21 protein-coding genes are annotated in these 19,061 nt (G+C 45.9%); 17 read left to right on the top strand and 4 right to left on the bottom strand.

All coding sequences use genetic code 11. From position 1 onward, the window contains the following. Positions 1-23: 23 nt before the first annotated feature. From aspS to AB4114_RS19390, 3 genes are all read left to right on the top strand, one after another. Positions 24-1,805, top strand: a complete 1,782-nt coding sequence (gene aspS / locus AB4114_RS19400) for an aspartate--tRNA ligase (RefSeq protein ID WP_441989955.1) — start codon at positions 24-26, stop codon at positions 1,803-1,805. Positions 1,806-1,829: 24 nt separating this feature from the next. After that, complete coding sequence (locus AB4114_RS19395) at positions 1,830-2,582, top strand: tRNA threonylcarbamoyladenosine dehydratase (RefSeq protein WP_441989954.1); 753 nt, start codon at positions 1,830-1,832, stop codon at positions 2,580-2,582. 145 nt (positions 2,583-2,727) lie between these two features. After that, entirely contained in the window at positions 2,728-4,047 is a 1,320-nt protein-coding gene (locus tag AB4114_RS19390; protein WP_441989953.1) for a replication-associated recombination protein A, read from the top strand. On the opposite strand, the gene AB4114_RS19385 is transcribed toward AB4114_RS19390, so the two are convergent. The 3 genes from AB4114_RS19385 to mnmA all read right to left on the bottom strand — a co-directional run bounded on the left by AB4114_RS19385 (position 4,042) and on the right by mnmA (position 6,656). Further along, positions 4,042-4,389 (bottom strand): DUF3889 domain-containing protein, encoded by a 348-nt coding sequence (locus AB4114_RS19385; protein ID WP_441989952.1) that lies wholly within the window; start codon positions 4,387-4,389, stop codon positions 4,042-4,044. The two genes, AB4114_RS19390 and AB4114_RS19385, sit on opposite strands and share 6 nt — an antisense overlap. Before the next feature lie 413 nt (positions 4,390-4,802). Continuing rightward, positions 4,803-5,492, bottom strand: a complete 690-nt coding sequence (locus tag AB4114_RS19380; protein WP_441989951.1) for an AlkZ-related protein — start codon at positions 5,490-5,492, stop codon at positions 4,803-4,805. 75 nt (positions 5,493-5,567) lie between these two features. Then, positions 5,568-6,656: a tRNA 2-thiouridine(34) synthase MnmA gene (gene mnmA, locus AB4114_RS19375; RefSeq protein WP_441989950.1), complete on the bottom strand. Its 1,089-nt coding sequence runs from the start codon at positions 6,654-6,656 to the stop codon at positions 5,568-5,570. Positions 6,657-6,976: 320 nt separating this feature from the next. Between mnmA and cymR the strand changes: the two genes are divergently transcribed. The 5 genes from cymR (at position 6,977) to AB4114_RS19350 (ending at position 10,540) form a co-directional block, all read left to right on the top strand. Further along, positions 6,977-7,396 (top strand): cysteine metabolism transcriptional regulator CymR, encoded by a 420-nt coding sequence (gene cymR, locus AB4114_RS19370; RefSeq protein WP_056610615.1) that lies wholly within the window; start codon positions 6,977-6,979, stop codon positions 7,394-7,396. A gap of 8 nt (positions 7,397-7,404) precedes the next feature. Beyond that, positions 7,405-8,553 (top strand): cysteine desulfurase family protein, encoded by a 1,149-nt coding sequence (locus tag AB4114_RS19365; protein WP_441989949.1) that lies wholly within the window; start codon positions 7,405-7,407, stop codon positions 8,551-8,553. A 28-nt stretch (positions 8,554-8,581) separates the two neighbouring features. Next, positions 8,582-9,103, top strand: coding sequence for a PRC-barrel domain-containing protein (locus AB4114_RS19360; RefSeq protein ID WP_441989948.1), 522 nt, complete (start codon positions 8,582-8,584; stop codon positions 9,101-9,103). Between the two features lie 7 nt (positions 9,104-9,110). After that, positions 9,111-9,314: a hypothetical protein gene (locus tag AB4114_RS19355; protein WP_028555750.1), complete on the top strand. Its 204-nt coding sequence runs from the start codon at positions 9,111-9,113 to the stop codon at positions 9,312-9,314. 155 nt (positions 9,315-9,469) lie between these two features. Continuing rightward, positions 9,470-10,540 carry an AI-2E family transporter gene (locus AB4114_RS19350; protein ID WP_441989947.1) on the top strand — a complete coding sequence of 357 codons (1,071 nt, stop codon included), beginning with the start codon at positions 9,470-9,472 and terminating at the stop codon, positions 10,538-10,540. 276 nt (positions 10,541-10,816) lie between these two features. On the opposite strand, the gene AB4114_RS19345 is transcribed toward AB4114_RS19350, so the two are convergent. Next, positions 10,817-11,038, bottom strand: a complete 222-nt coding sequence (locus AB4114_RS19345; protein WP_171632072.1) for a DUF3951 domain-containing protein — start codon at positions 11,036-11,038, stop codon at positions 10,817-10,819. Between the two features lie 153 nt (positions 11,039-11,191). On the opposite strand from AB4114_RS19345, the gene AB4114_RS19340 reads away from it, so the two are divergent. The 9 genes from AB4114_RS19340 to AB4114_RS19300 all read left to right on the top strand — a co-directional run bounded on the left by AB4114_RS19340 (position 11,192) and on the right by AB4114_RS19300 (position 18,976). Beyond that, positions 11,192-11,335 carry a hypothetical protein gene (locus AB4114_RS19340; protein ID WP_441989946.1) on the top strand — a complete coding sequence of 48 codons (144 nt, stop codon included), beginning with the start codon at positions 11,192-11,194 and terminating at the stop codon, positions 11,333-11,335. Positions 11,336-11,450: 115 nt separating this feature from the next. Continuing rightward, positions 11,451-14,078 carry an alanine--tRNA ligase gene (gene alaS / locus AB4114_RS19335; protein WP_441989945.1) on the top strand — a complete coding sequence of 876 codons (2,628 nt, stop codon included), beginning with the start codon at positions 11,451-11,453 and terminating at the stop codon, positions 14,076-14,078. Between the two features lie 110 nt (positions 14,079-14,188). Beyond that, the gene (locus tag AB4114_RS19330; RefSeq protein WP_028555746.1) at positions 14,189-14,449 is read left to right on the top strand and encodes an IreB family regulatory phosphoprotein; all 261 of its coding nucleotides are present in this window, start codon (positions 14,189-14,191) and stop codon (positions 14,447-14,449) included. A gap of 17 nt (positions 14,450-14,466) precedes the next feature. Beyond that, positions 14,467-14,883 (top strand): Holliday junction resolvase RuvX, encoded by a 417-nt coding sequence (ruvX, locus tag AB4114_RS19325; RefSeq protein WP_056610483.1) that lies wholly within the window; start codon positions 14,467-14,469, stop codon positions 14,881-14,883. A 6-nt stretch (positions 14,884-14,889) separates the two neighbouring features. After that, positions 14,890-15,198 (top strand): DUF1292 domain-containing protein, encoded by a 309-nt coding sequence (locus AB4114_RS19320; protein WP_056610485.1) that lies wholly within the window; start codon positions 14,890-14,892, stop codon positions 15,196-15,198. Continuing rightward, positions 15,195-15,494: a DUF1292 domain-containing protein gene (locus AB4114_RS19315; RefSeq protein WP_171632067.1), complete on the top strand. Its 300-nt coding sequence runs from the start codon at positions 15,195-15,197 to the stop codon at positions 15,492-15,494. Before AB4114_RS19320 ends, AB4114_RS19315 begins: the two co-directional genes overlap by 4 nt. A gap of 125 nt (positions 15,495-15,619) precedes the next feature. Beyond that, positions 15,620-16,717 carry an endolytic transglycosylase MltG gene (gene mltG, locus AB4114_RS19310; protein WP_441990029.1) on the top strand — a complete coding sequence of 366 codons (1,098 nt, stop codon included), beginning with the start codon at positions 15,620-15,622 and terminating at the stop codon, positions 16,715-16,717. Positions 16,718-16,740: 23 nt separating this feature from the next. Next, a complete protein-coding gene (locus tag AB4114_RS19305) occupies positions 16,741-17,667 on the top strand; it encodes a peptidase U32 family protein (RefSeq protein ID WP_441989944.1) in 927 nt (308 codons plus the stop codon). Between the two features lie 25 nt (positions 17,668-17,692). Next, positions 17,693-18,976 (top strand): peptidase U32 family protein, encoded by a 1,284-nt coding sequence (locus AB4114_RS19300; protein WP_441989943.1) that lies wholly within the window; start codon positions 17,693-17,695, stop codon positions 18,974-18,976. Positions 18,977-19,061: the final 85 nt, after the last annotated feature.

Here is a 19,061-nt window from a genome sequence, read left to right as displayed (position 1 = left end):
ACTACGAGGAGGAAATAACAATCATGATGCTCAAAACACATCATTGTGGGCAGCTAACAAAAGCCCATGTAGGCGAAACGGTAATACTTAATGGGTGGGTGCAAGTAAGACGCGACTTTGGCGGCCTTCTTTTCATCGACCTACGCGATCGCAGTGGCTTAATACAAACGGTGTTTAACCCGGATTTCTCTGGCGACGCATTGGCGATTGCAGACCGTGCACGTAATGAATACGTGCTTGCAGTTAAAGGGAAAGTCGTAGAACGTGATGCTGAAACAGTGAACAAAAACATCCCGACAGGTGAAATCGAAATTCAAGTAACCGATATTGAAATCATGAACGCAGCGAAAACACCTCCGTTCTTCATCGAAGATGGCGTGGAAGTGGATGAAGCGGTTCGTTTGAAATATCGTTACCTTGACCTACGTCGTCCGGAAATGCAACGTACGTTGATGCTGCGTTCCAAAGCATCCAACGTGTTCCGTAATTTCTTGGACTCTCAAGGCTTCATTGATGTGGAAACACCGATTTTGACAAAAAGTACACCAGAAGGCGCTCGTGATTACTTGGTACCAAGCCGCGTGCACCCTGGTGAGTTCTTTGCACTTCCACAATCCCCACAAATCTTTAAGCAATTGTTGATGGTTAGTGGTCTTGAGCGTTACTACCAAATCGCTCGTTGTTTCCGCGACGAAGATCTTCGTGCAGACCGTCAGCCTGAGTTCACACAAGTCGACATCGAGACTTCCTTCCTATCTCAAGATCAGCTTCTTGATATTCTCGAAGAGCTTGTTGTGAAATTGATGCAAGAAACAGCTAACGTTACAATCGAGCGTCCGTTCCAACGGATTACCCATGCGGATGCAATGGCGAAATACGGATCCGATAAGCCGGACCTTCGTTTCGACCTTGAGTTGAAAGATGTATCCGATATCGTGTCCACTTCCGGTGTTCAAGTATTCGCGAGCGTAGTGAACGGTGGCGGTCAGGTTAAAGCTCTTAATGCCAAAGGCTGTGGGACTTGGAGTCGTAAAGAGATCGACGATCTTCTTCCATTCGCAGCCCGTTACGGCGCGAAAGGTCTTGCTTGGATTCAAGTGAAAGACGGCGAATTCAAAGGGCCTATCGTGAAATTCTTCAACGAAGCTGAAATCGCAGCGTTGACCGAGCGTTTGGGCGCAGAAGAGGGAGATCTACTTCTATTCTCTGCGGATAAAAAGAAAGTCGTTGCTGATGTGCTAGGTAACCTTCGTCTGAAAATCGGTCGTCAACTAGGTCTTATCGATGATTCCGTATTCAAATATGCTTGGGTCGTAGACTTCCCACTTCTTGGGTATGATGAAGACGCGAAACGCTATGTGGCTGAACATCACCCGTTCACTCGTCCGAACGAAGAGGACATTCATTTCTTCGATACAGATCCAGGTCAAATTCGTGCGCAAGCTTACGATCTTGTCTTGAATGGTTACGAAGTAGGCGGCGGATCCATGCGGATTTACCAACGTGATGTGCAAGAGAAAATGTTCACAGCGCTAGGTTTCTCCAAAGAAGAAGCGTATGAACAATTCGGCTTCTTGCTGGAAGCATTTGAATACGGTACGCCTCCACACGGTGGCTTTGCCTTCGGATTTGACCGCTTGGTAATGTTAATCACAGGCCGTACGAACCTGAGAGAAACGATCGCATTCCCGAAAACAGCTAGCGCAACAGACTTGTTGATGGACGCTCCGGGAACTGTTGACGACAAACAACTAGAACAACTATCGATTCGCTTAGCGCTTAAGCAGCCTGCTGCGAAAGCCTAAGAACTTTGAAGAGGAAGTGTTCCCATGCTTCACCAATTTTCGCGCACTGAACTATCGATTGGACCTGAGGGTCTAGAAATAATGAAAAATAGTACCGTTGTTGTACTCGGTATTGGCGGTGTCGGCTCCATAGCGGCTGAAGCTTTGGCAAGATCTGGCGTTGGACGCTTAATTCTAATCGACAAGGATGTTGTCGATATCACGAATATTAACCGTCAGATCCATGCGCTTACGACAACTGTAGGTCAGCCTAAGGCTGATCTGATGAGAGACCGTATCCTTTTGATAAACCCCGAGTGTGACGTTATTTCTCTCCGGATGTTCTATACAGAAGAAACGTATGAGCAAGTATTCGCTTATCCGATCGACTATGTACTCGACGCAAGTGATACGATTTCCTACAAGATTCATCTGATCAAGCAATGTCTTGAACGCAAAATTCCGATGATTTCTTGTATGGGTGCAGCCAATAAAATGGACCCTACGCAATTTAGAATTGCTGATATTTCGAAGACAAGTATGGATCCGATCGCCCGCGTGATTCGTCAACGATTGCGCAAGGAAGGCATCAAGAAGGGCGTGAAGGTCGTATTCTCGATGGAAGAGCCAATGAAGCCACGGGAAGACGTTACAGAGCAAATCGTGCCTGCAGATGCACCTGATAGACGTAAGGCGCAGCAGCCGCCTGCGAGTAATTCTTTTGTACCTCCTGTAGCGGGGCTTATCATGGTGAGTGCAGCTGTGAAGGATTTGCTTGCGATTGGTGGGAAGAAGTAATCTTAGCAATGAGGGATGCCCGTGAAAATGGGTGTCCCTTTTTTCGCATTGGAAGGAGTTTTTTATTTGACTAGACATGACATGCCAATCCAGGCAAGGTATAATGGACAGACCAACTTTTAGCACCAAGTAAAGGAAACTAATCATGGATTTGTTTACATATGCGTCATCCCAAGATCCAGTGGGCAAGCTGCTCGCCGACCGGATGCGGCCAACGACATTGGATGAATATATCGGCCAAGAACAAATTGTCGGCAAAGGCAAGCTCCTCCGACGGGCGATTGAAGCTGATCAAGTGACTTCGATTCTTCTCTACGGACCTCCAGGGACAGGGAAGACGACGTTAGCGAACATTATCGCTAATCGGACCCAAGGCGAATTTATGAAGCTCAATGCAGTGGATGCTTCCGTGAAGGATGTTCGTGAAATCATTGAGCTGGCCAAAAGCACTAAAGCGATGTACGGGCGTAAAACGACGCTGTTTCTGGACGAAGTACATCGCTTCAACACCTCGCGGCAGGATGCGCTGCTTCCTGCTGTGGAGCAGGGCATCCTCATCTTCATTGGGGCGACCACAGAGAACCCCTTTCACCATGTGAACGGGGCCCTCTTGTCGCGCTCGACGCTGTTTCAGCTCGAACCGCTCACGGCGGAGCATGCGCTCATTGCCATGCGGAGAGCCATCGCCGATCCCGTGAAGGGGCTCGGCTTCATGCGCCTCCACGTGGACGAGGAGGCGCTGCAGCACATCGGGCAGATGGCCAATGGCGACATCCGCCGATCCCTGAACGCGCTGGAGCTCGCAGCGCTGACGACTTCACCTGAACCGGACGGCACGGTTCATATCACGCGCGAGGTGGCGGAGGAGTCGATCCGCCGCCCGATCGTGAAAGCGGACGAGTCGACGCAGTATGACGTCTTGTCCGCCTTTCACAAGAGCGTGCGCGGCTCTAGCGACGCCGCGCTGTTCTGGTTCCTCTATGCCGTCGAGAAGCTCGGCATGGATCCTATGACCTTCTTGCGGCGTCTCATCGTCGCTTGCAGTGAAGATATCGGACTCGCCAATCCGCAGGCGATGGTTCAGTCGGTTACGGCGATGGACGCCTACCATAAGATCGGCTGGCCGGAATCGAAGTACATCATTTCCCAGGCAATTTTATTCGCTGTGGAAAGTCCGAAGTCCAACTCGATTCCGCTCGCCATCATGCGTGCACAGGAGTTGATGGAGCGGGTGAAATCAGCGGAAGTTCCGCTGCATCTGCGTGATACACACTACAAAGGTGCAGAGAAGCTTGGTCATAAAGGTTATATGTATCCGCATAATTACCCAGGGCATTTCGTACGACAACAATACTTGCCGGATGAGATTCAGCATGAAGTGATTTTCGCGGCAACCAATCAAGGCACAGAAGAGAAGATGAAGCTTAATCAGCATAAAAGAAGAGGGACGCCTACAGATTCATAGAATCCGTAGAGTCCCTCTATTTTCTTGCTCCATAAGAATGGTAAATACCTTTTCTGTAACGGGATCATAACGAATGGAGACGATGAGTGGGAATTCAGCGCCATCCTTTTTGACCCAGAAGCGGAACTGCTGTTGTACGACACCTGGTGCCACGTTGGACTTTCCGATATATTTGTAATCTAGCAACGTATACACCTTACCAGCTTCGTGAAAAGCAAGACGGCTCCACTTGGCATAAGAGGGGTCCTGAATGGGCGCACTTACGGTTTGACCGCCATTGCCATGTTGGTTGGCGTCTACTGCAAGTGCAGATGAAGATCCTACCCAGCTGAAGCCAAACATGAGTAAAATAGCTATGATTTTGCTCAGTATCGCTCACACCTTTCGAGTTTAGCGTGTGCGACAAGGGGAGCTTGCATGCGCCATAGTGAACGGTAAATAACAGCAATGGGGGATACCCACTAGAGTTCCAATAATCTATTCCTATCTTCGAAAGGGATCGTAAGGACGCTATTTGTGCAGAATAACCTTGATTGCCAAGAAAGGGGAACGACAGTTCGCTATTTGTTCCGAAACTGACCATTTGGCCCTCTTCTCGGGTAAATAGTGTATCTACGTTCCCTTATACGTCGAAGTGAGCTTATTTCGCTGGAATAGCGCACTCTCGTTCCCTTTGGGGATAGAATAGAGGCTGTAGTAGCTGAATTAACCATGTGCAATCAACAAAAAAGGAGCACCTAAGTGCTCCTCCCCAATTACAGTTTAAAGATTTTCGTTAAATACTTGCCAGCAGCCTCACTGTACTGCTCCTGTAGCAGCGTACGGAGCTGAGCTTTCGCTTCAGGTGTTGGCAGTGTATTTTTCGCAATGCCATGCAGCTCCATCCAATGCGCAGCGGTCATATAACATGTGCTGTTCCAGCCGTTTTTGGTACCATTGGCGTTCAGACGCTCACTAATCCMCGCAATTACGATATCAGCTTTGCTCTGCAAGTCAATCAAGGCACGATCAAATTCATTCTTAGATTCTTTCGATTTCAAATCGGTCGCAGTGCGCAGAGCTTTCACATCAATGCCTTCATTCCCTGCAATAGCGTGATACACATCTACTGCCGCTTTGGAGAGCTCACCATCCGAATAACGCTCGTCCACCGTATAAGGATCTTCCAATAAGTTTTTGATCAACGGAAATAACTCAGAAGAAATTAATAAGGGCTTCTTGGCGAAAAATCGTCCATAAGCCGCAAGACCGTCACCTGGAAGGCGATCACGCCATAACCAAGGATCTGTTTCGTGTCCTGTATGCCATTGCTCATGGACCGTTAAGGATTCAAGAGAAGGATGCTCAGGGATGAATGTAGAGAGGGGCAGTATACCAATTTCCTTAACGAGCCTCTTCACATCTTCATACGTATCAGCTTTAATCGTTACCTCATTCATAGCCATACACATTCTCCTCCACACTAATCTTTGCACTAATTTCTTGTTTTTGTCCTACTTTACGCTCAAATCTTCGCCCTCTTACTTATGAACCTTATCAATCACACCGCCGCCTAGACATATCACACCATCATAAAAGACAACGGATTGGCCTGGCGTAACCGCTTTTTGCGGCTTATCGAAGACAACTTCACAGCTGCCGTCGGGTTGCAACGTAATCACAACGCCTTGATCCGCTTGGCGATAGCGGAATTTCGCTGTACAAGTGTAGGCACCTTCTGGCTTTTTCGGTGATATCCAGTTCACATTCGTTGCTGTCAGACCCTTGGAGTAAAGCCCAGGATGCTGTTCACCTTGCACAACGAGCAATTCGTTCGTCTCCAAATTCTTGTCCACAACGAACCATGGCTCACCAGAGCCTGATCCACCAATCCCAAGGCCTTGTCTTTGGCCTAATGTGTAATACATTAACCCATCATGACGCCCTTTGATTTCACCATTGCGTATATCGACCATATTGCCTGGGCGAGCAGGGAGGTATTGGCTGAGGAACGTCTTGAAGTCGCGCTCACCAATGAAACAAATCCCGGTGCTATCTTTCTTCTTCGCCGTTGCAAGACCAGCTGCTTCAGCAATTTCACGTACCTTGGACTTGGGCAAGTGACCGATCGGGAACATCGCTTTGGCAAGCTGACTTTGATTAAGGACGTTAAGGAAATAGGTTTGATCCTTATTCGAATCATTACCACGCATCAACACGAATTCACCGTCTTGTTCTTTCACTTGTGCGTAATGTCCAGTCGCGATGTAGTCGCCGCCTAGATCGAGGACCTTTTGCAGCAATTCCCCGAATTTAATTTCACGGTTGCACATGACATCAGGGTTTGGCGTGCGGCCCTTGGTGTACTCGTCCAAAAAGTAGGCGAAAACTTTGTCGTAATACTGCTTCTCAAAATTAACTGTATAGAAAGGAATGTCGAGCTGGTCACAGACCCGTCTGACATCCTCTGCGTCTTCTTCTGCGGTACAATGACCAAATTCGTCAGTATCGTCCCAGTTTTTCATGAAAATGCCAATAACTTCATAACCTTGCTCCTTGAGCAGCAGCGCGGCAACTGAAGAATCGACACCTCCAGACATACCTAAGATGACACGTTTTTCTGTTTGCATAGCGTAAACCTCTTTTCCATCTTGCTGGACTTTGTTGGAGCTGTTCATTTTGAACACTACTATTATACATGCCAATTGCTCAAAATTGAAATATTTCATGAGAATGTCATTGTTTTTCCCCCACAATACAAGGGTTTTGTGATAACATAGATACGATATACGGATGTTTTGGAATGTTTTTGCGAAAAATGGAAACGCTGTTTACCTAGATAGGGACAACCCTGGTGTTTAGTGTGGGTAGCAAGGTTGGTAAGCATTTCAAGTTTTAGCGATATATACAGACTCCATGATGGCATATCTTGTTGAATGAGGTGTTAATTTTGAAAATTTCCACAAAAGGTCGTTATGGTCTAACGATCATGATGGAATTAGCTAACCGAGTGGGTGAAGGGCCAACTTCACTGAAGAGCATTGCTGAGAGACATCAGCTTTCTGAACATTATCTTGAGCAGCTTGTAGCTCCTTTACGGAATGCGGGTTTAGTAAAAAGTATTCGCGGAGCTTATGGTGGTTATATTCTTTCTAAATCTGCCGAGCAGGTAACTGCAGGTGAAGTCATTCGTGTACTTGAAGGACCGATCTCCCCCGTAGATTTTACGGAAGAAGATGATCCTGCCAAACGTGACTTGTGGATTCGCATTCGTGATAGTATTGCGGATGTGCTGGACTCCACGACATTGGCGAATCTGATTTCTTTTGAGGATAAAGGTAAAAACGATAATTACATGTTTTACATTTAAGGTGACACATGGAACCTATTTATCTTGATCATGCTGCAACAACGCCCGTACATGCCCATGTATGGGAGGCTATGTTGCCTTTCTATACAGCAAATTATGGTAATCCATCCAGTACGCATAGCTTCGGCCGTGCGGCAAGAACTGCGTTGAATCGCTTCCGTGACGGTATGGCGAAATCCTTAGGCTGTTTGCCTGGTGAGCTTATCTTTACAAGCGGCGGAACAGAAAGCAATAACATGGCGATCTTTGGGATCATGCATGGGGAGCAAGCTGGCAGAAAGCATATCGTGACAAGTGCGATCGAGCATCATGCTGTGCTTCATCCCTGTGAACGATTGGAAAGCCTTGGATTTGAAGTCACATACGTCCCAGTAGGTTCAGATGGACTTATTCAAATAGAAGATGTGGAAGCAGCTATTCGTCCCGATACAGCTTTAATCTCTATGATGTATGTGAACAATGAAGTAGGGACTATCCAACCCATTGAGCAAATTGGTCGGTTAGCACGTAAACTTGGCATTACCTTTCATGTCGATGCGGTGCAAGCTTTAGGGAAGATTTCCCTGAATCTTGCCGAACTGCCGGTCGATCTCGTGAGTCTGTCTGCCCACAAAATTTATGGCCCCAAAGGCGCAGGTGCCCTCTACGTTTCCAAGCATACGAAGCTGCTTCCTCACGTATTCGGTGGTTCACAAGAACGCAAGCGAAGAGCTGGAACTGAAAACATCCCCGCCATTGCCGGCTTCGCTAAAGCAGTTGAAACCATTCTTCCGCTCCAAGAACGCAACTACACACAAGCTAGTAGGCTTCGCGAACACATGATTTCCATCTTAGAACAGCAATTGGGCTGTGAGGGGTTTGTGATTAACGGGCATAAGGCTTGGCATGTCCCGCACATTCTAAACATTTCTTTTCCAGGTGTTTCTACAGAAACGCTCTTAATGAACCTTGATTTAGAACAGGTAGCTGCTGCAAGCGGCTCCGCATGCACGTCTGGCTCACTTGAAGTTTCACATGTCTTACAGGCCATGAAACTTCCAGAAAATGTGACACACTCCGCTGTGCGATTTAGCTTTGGAATGGGGAATTCTAAAGAACAAATCGAAACGGCTGCCCATAAAGTTGCAACCATTATCCAGCGGTTGCGTAATAAGTAGTACTGGGTGGTTCTAGGAGGCGTTACGCTTGCGCAGAGCGCATGAATTAATAGGACTTCCCGTTGTAACCGTTGAGTCGGGCAAGCAAGTTGGTGAAGTAAAGGATTTACTGATTGACCCAACGTGGAACATAAGCGGCATTATACTCGAAGCGAAGACATGGTTCTCGTCCTTACGATACATTTCATGGGAGGGAATCGTTTCTGCCGGAGAGGATGCTATAACCATACCGAACGATAGTGTCATTTGCGAATTTGGGCAGAAGAATGAGTGCCATGCTTTTCTTGAGGGAAGCGACAAGATTAAGGGACTCCCGGTCATCACAGTGGGAGGGCACGAATTAGGCGTGGTAGAAGATGTTTATTTAAACCAGAATTGGGGTAAACAAATAGTAGGTTATGAATTGTCCGAAGGGTTTATTTCTGATTTAAAAGAAGGGCGAAAGTGGCTTCCCATGCCAGAATCGGCAACCATGGGGGAAGATGCAATCATCGTGCCTGGACATTGCGCTCAGGAAGTAGAAGAACTCTTCGTATCCAAAGAAGAATAGGGTGAGCATGATGCGTTGTCCAAACTGTAATTCCAAAGATATTGGAAAGATCGGTTCCCATCAATTTTACTGTTGGGGTTGTTTCATTGAACTCAGCGTAAACGGAGATAAGATGTCCGTCTATCAAGTTGAGGAAGATGGTACGTTAAGTTCTCTGGATGATTTGTTTTTTGAGGAAGAAGTTTCTCATATCCACGAGCACGTGAACTAAAGTTAACAAGTTGAAGCGTTATTGGTCAGGCGAGGAATCGCTTGAACAATAACGCTTTTTTGTCATGAGGTGCTAAGTCAGGATTAAATTGGACAACTAGTACACATACTGTATGAACGTTACTTTGAATTCAAATGACCAGAGGTGGAGGCAGCATGGAACGATTTTGGAGTAATAAATGGTTTGTGGGGATCATATATGCCTTATTAATCTTAGTCGGGTTATATTTGCTTTTGCTGATTAAACCTATCTTGTTTTACCTTTTCACATTCATTAAAGCCATCGTGATGCCGTTTTTTATAGCGATAATCATTTCGTATATATTAAATCCTGTGGTCACGGTTCTGAACAAACGCAAAATGCCGCGAACAATTGCCGTATTGCTAATTTATAGTGTATTTATCACATCAGTGACGGTCATTATTATGAATATGACACCTATGTTTGTAGAGCAAGCGGCTGAATTAAATGAACATATGCCACAAATGGCGATGAAAGCACAGTCCCTTGTTGATGGCTTCAATCAGAATAAACTGCTGCCTGACAGTGTTCGAAATGGCTTTAATCATTCCATAGGGAAACTGGAAACGAAGATTACCATGGCGGTTGCGAATTACATGAATCAAATTGGGACGACGATCAATATGCTGTTTATAGCTTTCATCGTGCCGTTCCTGGCTTTCTACATCTTGAAAGATTTTCAGATTATCGAGAAAACCGCGCTAGCCATTGTACCGATGAAGCATCGCAAAAAAACCGTCTCCCTGCTCATGGACATTGATACGGCGCTGGGCAACTATATACGAGGACAGCTCCTCGTGTGCTTGATTATTGGCGTGCTAGCATATGTGGGCTACTGGCTGATTGGCATGCCGTACCCGTTATTGCTTGCCAGCGTAGTCGCGATCTTCAATATCATCCCGTATATGGGGCCTTTTTTTGGCGCGGCACCGGCCATTATTATGGCTTCAACCGTCTCGTTGAAAATGGTGCTGTTCGTCGCACTTGTCAATTTGACCGTGCAGATTCTCGAGGGGAATGTGATTTCGCCACAAGTCGTAGGTAAAACGCTGCATATGCATCCGCTGTTTATCATTTTCGCCTTGCTTGTCGGTGGCGAAGTAGCTGGAGTTGTGGGATTGATCTTGGCGGTACCCTTCTTCGCCGTAATGAAAGTCATCGTCCAGCATGTGTTCATCCACTTCGTTCATAAGCAAACAACGTAGGCTAGCTGATCAGGAAACAGGCAAAAAGACGCACAAAACCCCTTGAGCCATGACTTGCGGGATCATGGTCCAAAGGGTTTTGCACGAGGGTTGAGGAGTTAGAAAAGGTTGTGGCCCATACGTAAACCATGAAATGGACTACGGAATAAGTGAGTAATAAACTTGCTGTTAGTTGTTAACTTTGAAAATGAAAATCATTATCAATAAACTTAGTATACGTCTATTGAGAATCATTGTCAATGGTGTTTTTCTAATGAAATGAAAGAAAGTACATGACTATTTCAAATGCTTGTCTTTATCATCACCTTGGCTGTCATCTTCTTCTTTTTGTTCCTTTTGTTCTTGAAATTCGACATGCGATTGCCCCGTTATGTAGTCAAACGGATTGTAACGGCTGTCCGGAATTTGCTTCCTAATGACTGTTTTCGCCATAATGTAAATGATTAAGACGAAGATGGGGAAGATGAGCCCGAGCAAAGTAAGTGTTGAAATGTCCATATAAAACACCTCCATATTTCTATATTCTACAGTATAATGCCCTCATATTGACAGGCACCCCCCATAAAGTTATAATTTGCCTTATCTATATGTGAATTAAAGCGTTGATGAAACTTAGTAAGCCATAGCTCATCGTCAGAGAAGAGGTTCCGCTTGGCAGCGAATGCTGCGAAGATCGGCTGGAAGAACCTTACGGTGCTAGGATGGCCCAAAGCTCGTTTCGGAGCGTGGATGAACTCCACCGGTTGGACCCGTTACAAATCCGCACAAGGAGATTGGATTCGCTCTACGCCGTAGGCAAAGGAAGCACGAAACCAATAACCAGGGTGGTACCGCGATGATTCGTCCCTGTTAGCTGCAGGGGCGTTTTTTGTTTTTTGTAAACTTATCCTAAATATGGAGGCTCACAGAGATGAAAGCAAGTGAAATTCGTTCGAAGTGGTTGCAATTTTTCGCGAGTAAAGGGCATAAGGTTGAGCCGAGCTCCTCGTTAGTCCCGCACAACGACCCATCTTTATTGTGGATTAATGCAGGGATTGCACCATTAAAGCCCTATCTGGATGGACGTGAAATCCCAGAGAATCCACGGATTACGAATGCTCAGAAATGTATCCGTACGAATGATATTGAGAATGTAGGTAAAACGCGTCGTCACCATACATTTTTTGAAATGCTGGGCAACTTCTCTATTGGTGATTATTTCAAGAAAGAAGTTATTCCTTGGGCTTGGGAGTTCCTAACGGATCCGCAATGGATCGGCTTTGATCCGAATCGAATCTCGGTAACCGTTCATGAAGATGATGAGGAAGCTTTTGATATTTGGAACAAACAGATTGGCATTCCAGAAGAGCGTATTTATAAGCTCAAGGAAGATAATTTCTGGGATATTGGTGAAGGTCCTTGTGGTCCTTGTACGGAAATTTTCTACGATCGCGGAGATAAATATGGTGACTTGTCGGATCCGGAATGCTGGCCAGGTGGGGAAAATGAGCGCTTCCTAGAAGTGTGGAATTTGGTATTCACACAGTTCAATCATAATTCCGATGGCAGCTACACGCCGCTTCCTAATAAAAATATTGATACAGGCGCAGGGTTGGAGCGTTTCGCTTCCATTCTTCAGGATGTTGACTCGAACTTCGATACCGACCTGTTCTTGCCGATCATTGAGAAAACGTGCGAGCTTACGGGCGTTGCTTACCACGCGAATGAAGATCAGGATGTGGCACTTAAAGTCATCGCTGACCATATCCGTACAGTAGCTTTCTCCGTTGGAGATGGCGTTCTTCCTTCCAATGAAGGTCGCGGCTATATCATTCGCCGTTTGCTGCGCCGGGCAGTACGCTACGGGAAAGTACTTGGACTCGATAAACCGTTCTTATTCAAACTAGTGCCAACGGTTGGTGACATCATGGGTGTTTACTATCCAGAGGTTGTAGATAAGCGTGAGTTCATCGAGAAAGTGATCCGTACCGAAGAGGAGCGTTTCCATGAGACGCTGAGCGACGGGTTGATCATTCTTGCCGAGATGGTTCAGAAAACGGAGCAAGCAGGCACGAACCAAATCAGCGGACCTGATGCTTTCAAACTTTATGACACGTATGGCTTCCCATTCGATTTGACGGAGGACTTTGCGTCGGAGAAGGGATTAACCGTTGATCGTGCGGGCTTTGATGCTTCGATGAAGGAGCAGCGTGATCGCGCCCGTGCAGCTAGCAACAAAGAAGGCGGCATGAAGGTTCAAGGCGGACCCCTGTCCGAATTAACGATTAAAAGCGAATTTGTTGGATATAATGAATTGGTAGTTACTGCTAATATCGAAGCGATTGTGCATGAGAATGAGCTCGTGGAGCTTGTTGGTGTTGGTGAGACTTGTCAGGTTGTCCTAGATCGTACGCCTTTCTATGCAGAGAGCGGTGGTCAAGTTAGTGATCATGGTACGATTCGTAACGATCAAGTAACTCTACAGGTTGTTGATGTGATGAAAGCGCCGCATGGTCAACATGTACATAAGGTTATTGTTGAATCTGGCGTACTTCGCAAAGGTGACTCGATAGAGGCGGTAGTAGCATCTGCACCACGTACGGATATCATTAAGAACCATACGGCGACTCACTTGCTGCATAAAGCACTTAAGGAAGTGTTGGGCACGCATGTTAATCAAGCGGGGTCCCTCGTTGAACCAGATCGCTTGCGGTTTGACTTCTCTCATTTTGGCTCTATCACTAGTGAAGAGCTGCAAGACGTAGAACAACGTGTGAATCAACAAATTTGGAAGGGCACGAATGTAGATATTTCCCTCAAAGCGATCGCAGATGCGAAAGCAATGGGCGCTATGGCGCTGTTCGGTGAGAAGTATGGCGATATCGTTCGCGTAGTACAAGTCGGTGATTATTCCTTAGAGCTCTGTGGAGGCTGTCACGTTCAAAATACAGGTCAAATCGGCTTGTTCAAAATTGTAAGTGAATCAGGAATTGGCTCCGGTGTACGTCGGATTGAAGCCGTTTCTGGACGCAGTGCGTACGAATATTTAGATGGTCAACTGCAACTGTTAAAAGAAGCAGCTGGATTGCTGAAATCGAACATCACGGATGTTCCGAAACGCCTTGATGCTACCTTGCAGCAATTGAAAGAGCTGGCGCGTGAGAATGAGTCACTTCGTGGAAAGCTTGGTCGTATTGAGGCAGGCTCGCTTACGGATCAAGTGAAACAAGTTGCAGGTGTTGCCGTTCTGGCAGCGCAAGTCAATGCGGCTGATATGGATTCTCTTCGTAACATCGTTGATGAAATGAAAGGGAAGTTGGGTTCGGCTGTAATCGTTCTCGGCGCAGCTGCAGAAGATAAAGTCAATTTAGTCGCTGCTGTAACACCTGATCTGGTTTCCAAAGGCTTCCATGYGGGTAAAATTATTAAAGAAGTCGCGGGGGCTGTTGGCGGCAGCGGTGGCGGTCGTCCAGACATGGCGCAAGCTGGCGGTAAGGATGCATCTAAATTGCAAGCGGCGTTAGCTAGTGTCGAAGGGCTGCTTTCCCAATTCGTATAATTATTTTTCTAATGGACAGGAATTTTTAAAACCATAGAGAATATATCACATGTATAACGCAAGTTTTTTTAATTATTTTACAAAGGTCACAAGGAAGTGGGGTGCTCCTGATGAGTTCCATGGACAAAACGATGAAGTTCAATGTGAAGGCAGAAGAGATCGAAACTTCGCCGAAGGATGTATTGCTGGCGGTGTATGATGCTCTTCAGGAAAAAGGGTATAATCCGATTAACCAGATTGTTGGTTACTTGCTTTCGGGAGATCCTGCCTACATTCCGCGTCACAATAATGCGAGAAGCCTCATTCGTAAACGGGAACGGGATGAACTGATTGAAGAATTAGTTCGTGCTTATCTGGGTCAACACAAATAGAAGAAAAGAGAACCAGCATGAGATGGATGGGCTTGGATTATGGGGATAAAACCATTGGTGTTGCATTAAGCGATGAGCTTGGATGGACAGCCCAAGGGCTTGAAGTGATTCGCCGCAATAAGCCGGGAGAGGACATTGAACGGCTTATACAGATTGTTAATGAATATGGCGTATCGCAAGTTGTTGTGGGGTTGCCCAAGAATATGAACAATACGATTGGACCCCGCGGCGAGATTGCGATTGCCTTTTCGCAAGAATTAGAGCAAAAGATCAGTGTACCAGTACACCTATGGGATGAGCGCTTAACAACCGTAGCTGCGACTCGGACGCTTCTTGAAGCGGACGTAAGCCGGAAGAAACGGAAGTTAGTCATTGATAAGATGGCTGCACAGCTTATTCTACAAGGGTATATGGATGCCAATATGAAGAGGTGATTGAACGTGTCCAAAGAAGAATTGCGTGAAGAAGAACCAGAAATCATTTACATCCCGGACGATGAAGGCAACGAAGAAGAGTTCGAGGTTATCATGAAATTCGAAGTGGACGGTTCAGATAAGAAATATATGATGGTTGTGCCTACAGACGGCGGAGATGAAGAATCCGACGAAGTGTATGCATTCCGTTACGAAGAAGACGACGACGGTGAGGATTTGAAGCTTTTCACCATTGACGACGAGGAAGAATGGAATATTGTGGAAGAAACGTTCAACACCTTAATGGCGGAGTTCGATGAGGAAGAAGAAGCATGAGTTTGACAACACCTTCTGATGTATTGCGCAAAATTTACGGGGATGATATCCTGTTGTCTGACGACCAAAGTGAGTCGACGGTGTATCAACTTCTGAAAGAATTCGTCTATGAGAACCAAACCTATGCTGTTATGCAATCGGAAGCCTTGAAGAAGGAAGAGGAAGTTGCTCTCTTTCGTGTCATTTCCAATGCTGACGGTGAATATGAACTAGTTACCATTGACGATGATGATGAGTGGGAAACGGTTTCTGAGTTATACGACGAGATGGTTTTCCCTGAGCAGGATGACTTGTAAGAAGTAGATAACCGAGCGGATGATATCCGCTCGGTTTTGTTGTGCATATGGTTAATGCTAGTAAGGGAAGCTACAGCAAAGGCTTGATGAGGGATGTTCTTAGGAGGAATCGAAGCGTTGTGAATATGGATGATGAGCTAGAAGAATTACAGAAGCCTAAGCGTAAAGTGTTGAAATGGGTATTGATTAGCTTTAGCATCGTTGTGTTGCTTGTTCTCGGTACAGCGGGTGGCATTGGATTGTTTATTGCAAGTGCGCTGCAGCCAGTTGATGCTACTGACCAAGAGGTCCGTGTATCGATTCCGCAAGGCTCCAGCTCGATACAGATCGCAGATGAATTAGAAACCAAAGGTCTCATTAAGAATTCCTCCATTTTCACGTACTATTTAAAGTTTAAAAAGCAGGGCTCCAAATTTCAAGCTGGTGAATATGCGATGAAGCCAGGTATGACATTTGAAGCAATGATTGATAAGCTCAACAAGGGAGATGTTGTGAAGGAAGAAATGATTCGCATCACGATTCCTGAGGGCTTTACAATTGAGCAGATCGCCACGAAAGTGAGCGAACAGAGCACTTGGAAGAAAGAAACGTTTCTGGGGCTTGTCGATGATCCTGCGGGCTTTAAATCTGAATCAACGCTATCAATTCCGGACACTAAAAATATCAGACACCGACTAGAGGGATATATATTCCCTGAAACGTACGAATTTAAGAAAGGCTCTACCGAAAAGGAGTTTGTCGAACGTTCATTAGACCAACTAGACAAGATGCTCGCGACGCTTCCACCTGACTGGAAGGACAAGTTAAAGGCTCGTAATCTCTCGATACACCAGATGCTGACGATTGCTTCGTTGATTGAGCGGGAGGTTGTTGTTGATTCGGAGCGTGCTACTGTTTCCGGGGTCATCGTGAATCGTTTGAAAATGAACATGCCGCTTCAGATCGATGCGACGGTACAGTATTTATTCGATAAGTCAAAGGAGCGTTTATTGGAAAAGGATCTTCAAATCGAGAGTCCATATAACACGTATTTGAATACTGGCTTGCCACCAGGTCCGATTGCGAGTCCTAGTCTAGCCTCGATTAAGGCCGCGATCTATCCGGAGGAAACGAAATATGTTTTCTATGTGACGAAGAAGGATGGAACTATGGGGCATTTGTTTGCAGAAACCTTTGAAGAGCATAAGAAGAATATTGCCAATAGTAAGAAGGCCACGAATTAAGTTGACAGAAGGTAGGTAAGCACGTGAATAAACCAGAATTAGTCATCAGCTGTGGTTCAATCGCTGATTTGAAACAAATGATCCTTGCAGGTGCAGATGCCGTTATTATAGGGGAAGATCGCTATGGACTTCGACTGCCAGGCGAGGTGAAGCTGAATGAGATCGGGGAAGCCGTCGCATGGGCTCACGAACGGAAAGCGAAAGTGTATGTCGCGGTTAACAATATTATGGACAATCAAACACTCGAAAGTTTAAAAGAGTACTTAGCCGCCCTGCAGGCAAATGGTGTTGATGCTATTATTTTCGGAGATCCAGCTGTCCTCATGACGGTTCGTCAATTACCGGAGTCGCTGCCGCTTCATTGGAATGCGGAAATGACTTCAACGAATTATGCAACCGCGAATTATTGGGGGAAGCAAGGGGCAGTTCGCGTTGTACTCGCGAGAGAGTTGAATATGGAGCAGGTGCTTGATTTTAAAGCGAAGTCAGAGATTCCTGTTGAAGTTCAAGTGCATGGAATTACGAACATTTATCACTCCAAGCGTGAGCTTGTCAAAAATTATATGGCACATCAAGGAACAACGCCGGAAGCGGACCGTTCGAAAGGACGAGGACTATTCCTCATTGAACACGAACGACGCGACCAACGTTATCCTGTTTACGAGGATTGCAATGGCACGCACATTATGAGTTCTGAAGATTTTTGTATGCTGGAAAATTTGCCAGAACTTATCGACGGAAATGTGGATAGTTTGAAAATTGAAGGCTTGCTCAAATCATCGCAGTACAATGAAACGGTCGTGAGAAGCTATCGTGCTGCGATTGATGCTTATCTTGCGAATCCCGAAGGCTATGAGTTTCAGCAAGAGTGGCTGGATGCGATTGTGGAACTACAGGATCCTGAACGTGAGCTTAGTTTCGGGTTTTTCTATAAAGAACAGGTATATTGATCGAAGAAAGAAGGTGCACTCCTAGATGACGACAGCCGTAGAAGCACGAGCCAGGGGTAAACGTGTAAGACTTGATAAGCCGGAGCTTCTAGCTCCAGCAGGTAATTTGGAAAAGCTGAAATTTGCGATTCATTATGGCGCAGATGCGGTATATATCGGTGGACAAAAGTATGGTTTGCGTTCGAACGCCGACAATTTTTCCAAAGAGGAAATGCGTGAAGGCGTTGAATTTGCTAAGCAATATGGTGCCAAAGTATTCGTAGCAACGAATATCTACGCACATAATGAGGATATTGAAGGCTTAGATGAGTACCTACGAGGGCTGCAGGAGGTTGGTATTTCAGCTATTATCGCTGCAGATCCCATCATCATGGAAACGTGTCGACGGGTTGCTCCTGAGCTCGAAGTTCACGTTAGTACGCAGCAGTCGGTGATGAACTGGCAAACGGTCCAATTCTGGAAAGATCAAGGGATCGAACGCGTCGTATTGGCGCGTGAGGTTAGCATGCAGGAAATCGATGAAATCAAGGCGCATGTGGATGTTGAAATTGAAGCTTTTATTCATGGCGCCATGTGCAGTTCGTATTCGGGGCGGTGTGTGTTGTCCAATCACTTTACGGATCGTGATTCGAACCGCGGCGGCTGCTCACAATCGTGCCGTTGGAAATATGATCTATTCACGAAGGATCAGCCGCTTGATGCACCGTTGGCAACGGATTTCCCTATGTTTGCAGAGGATGATGATGCATTCACCATGGGCTCCAAGGATTTAAGCATGATTGATCATATCGCGGATATGATTGAATCGGGTGTGGATAGCTTTAAGATCGAAGGCAGAATGAAGAGCATTCACTATGTGGCAACCGTCGTGAATGCCTATCGTCAGGCGATCGATGCTTATTTCGAAGATCCTGAGCATTTCAAGCTCAATCCTGTGTGGCAGGACGAAATTCATAAAGCGGCGAATCGACCTTTGAACGATGGATTCTTCTATGAAGYGCCAGGTCATGAGGATCACATTTTTGAACCAGAAGATAAAGTTGTTGGCTTTGATTTCGTTGGATTGGTTATGGGGTATAACGAAGAAACAGGGGTTGCCCTTATTCAGCAAAGGAATCATTTCAAGCCTGGCCAAGAAATTGAGTTTTTCGGCCCGGAAGGGACGCATTTTAAACAAACAGTTGGCGTTATCCAAGATGAAGCGGGTCAAGAATTAACCGCAGCTAGACATCCCTTACAGCTAGTTCAGATAAAAGTAGAGTCTCCTGTAAAAAAATGGGATATGATGCGAAAGAAAACAGGCAAATAGTACCATGGAAGCTTTCTCCAGTGTGAGTTATATTGGAGAAGGCTTTTTTTATTCTTTTATATCGTTTTATAAAGGATATTGGAAA

The organism is Paenibacillus sp. 2RAB27, from assembly GCF_052115445.1.
GTDB lineage: Bacteria > Bacillota > Bacilli > Paenibacillales > NBRC-103111 > Paenibacillus_E.
This window is presented reverse-complemented; position numbering and strand designations above follow the sequence as displayed.